Genomic DNA, 2,303 nt, shown 5'->3' with positions numbered 1-2,303 from the left:
CCCGACGATCGACAAACTCCCGGCGACGGAGGCGATCCCGCTGGGCGCGCCGATCCCGAACACCCAGATGTACGTCCTCACCCAGGAGCTGGAGCCGGCCCCGGTCGGGGTGGCCGGTGAGGTCTACATCGCCGGTACCGGCCTGGCCCGCGGCTACCTCGGCCGCCCCGACCTCACCGCCGAGAAGTTCCTCCCCAACCCCCACGGGCCCGACGGCACCCTGGAAACCCTCGGCCGCATCGACCACCAGGTCAAGATCCGCGGCTACCGCATCGAACTCGGCGAAATCGAAGCCCGCCTGCGCGAGCACGCGAACGTCCAGAACGCCGTAGCCACCGTCCGCCAGTCCACCACAGGAGAGAAGTCCCTGATCGGCTACCTGGTACCGGCCGACGGGCCCACGGTCGACACGGCTGCCATCCGCGCCCACCTCACCGACGCCCTCCCCGACTACATGGTCCCGACGGCGTTCGTCACGATCGCCCGCATCCCCCTCACCGCCAACGGCAAGATCGACCACCGAGTCCTCCCCACCCCCGACCTGACGGCCTTCACCGGAGCCGAGCAGTACATCGCCCCCCGCACCCCCACCGAGGAGAAACTGGCAGTCATCTGGCAGGGCGTCCTCGGACTCGATGGCGTCGGTGTCGGTGTCGGTGTCGAAGACAGCTTCTTCGACCTCGGCGGCGACTCCATCCGCGCCGTACGCCTCGTCGGTGCACTCCGCGCCGCCGGATACGACGTCTCCATCCCGGATGTCTTCCAGCTGAAGACGATCGCGGCCCTGGCCACCCGCGTCGGCGGTCACGAGCCCGGCGGGTCCCTGATCGCGGCCGTCGAACCCTTCGCCCTGATCGGCGAGGACGACCGTGCCGCACTCCCGGCCGGCGTGACGGACGCGTACCCGCTCTCGCAGGTGCAGACCGGCATGCTGGTCGAGATGCTCGCCTCGGGCGACGACGACGCGGTCTACCAGAACATCAACTCCTACCGGATCCCCGACACCGGGGCCTTCTCCGAGGAGGCGATGCGCGAGGCCGTCGGCACGGTCGTCGCCCGGCACGACATCCTGCGCACGACCATGCACCTGGACGGCTACTCCCAGCCGCTCCAGCTGGTCCACGGCACGGTCGGCGTCCCGCTCAGCGTGCACGACCTGCGGGGCCTCACCGCCGAGGAGCGGACCGCGAGGTCGATCGCATACGTCGAGGCCGAGCACGAAACCGGCTTCGAGCTGGCGGACGGGCCGCTGCTGCGGATCGCCGTACACCTCGAAGAGGACGACGCCTGGCGGCTGACGTTCAGTCACATCCACGCGACGACCGACGGCTGGACGGTCAACTCGCTGCTCATGGAGTTGCTGGACGTCTACCGGGCCCTGCGTGACGGGCGGGAGCCGGCCGCGTACGAGGCGCCGGCCGTCCGGTACGCCGACTTCATCTCCGCCGAGCAGGCCTCCCTGGCGAACCCCGCCGACCAGGCCTATTGGCAGGACGTCATCACCGTCCACACGCCCCTCACGCTTCCGGACAGCTGGGCGGGGACGGCGGACGGTGCCGGTGAACCCTTCGGTCAGCGGGTCCCGTTCGGCGACCTGGAGGAGGGGCTGAAACGGCTCGCCACCGAGTCGAAGTCGTCGTTGAAGAGCGTGCTGCTGGCCGCCCACCTGAAGGTGCTCGGCATGCTCACCTCCGAGGAGGCGTTCCACACCGGCGTGGTCTACCACGGCCGCCTGGAGGCGCCGGGCGCCGACCGGGTGCTCGGCATGCACCTCAACACCCTGCCCTTCCCGTCCGTCCAGGGCGCCCGCACCTGGCACGAGCTGGTGGAGCGGGTCTACGCCCGCGAGACTGAGATCTGGGCCCACCGCCGTTACCCGCTGCCCGCCATCCAGCGGGCGACCGGCGGCGGCAGCGGTGAACTCCTCCCTGTGGCCTTCGAGTTCCACGACTTCCACCAGGTGGACGCCGACAGCGTCGACATCGGGGCCACCAAGGGCGCCGGATCCAACGAGTTCGCCCTCTCCGCCATCGCGAGCGCCGGGCGGATCACCCTGGGCACCTCGACCCGCGGGTCTGGCCCGGCTGGGCGGGATGTACCGCTCGGTGCTGGAGGCGATGGCGGCGGACGCGGGCGGTGACGCGCGCGGCGCGTTCCTGTCGGACGCCGAGCGCAGCCTGCTGCTGGAGGAGTGGAACTCGCCTGCCGAGCTCCCGGTGGACCGGTGTGTCCACGAGCTGTTCGCCGAGCAGGCCGCCCGTACGCCCGACGCGCCCGCGCTGACCTTCGGCGGTACGACCCTG

At 70.9% G+C, this 2,303-nt stretch carries 2 protein-coding genes; both read left to right on the top strand.

Features of this window, described 5'->3' with window-relative positions; genetic code table 11:
- Positions 1-2,140, top strand: a 2,140-nt coding sequence (locus IF54_RS0138660) for a condensation domain-containing protein (protein ID WP_030327354.1), incomplete at its 5' end; no start/stop codon positions are given.
- Positions 2,094-2,303 (top strand): hypothetical protein (locus tag IF54_RS40680; RefSeq protein ID WP_199821299.1); only part of this gene is annotated, 210 nt, incomplete at its 3' end. The genes IF54_RS0138660 and IF54_RS40680, both read left to right, overlap by 47 nt.

The sequence above is a fragment of the Streptomyces sp. NRRL B-3229 genome (assembly GCF_000719505.1).
Taxonomy (GTDB): Bacteria; Actinomycetota; Actinomycetes; order Streptomycetales; family Streptomycetaceae; genus Streptomyces; species Streptomyces griseorubiginosus.
This window is presented reverse-complemented; position numbering and strand designations above follow the sequence as displayed.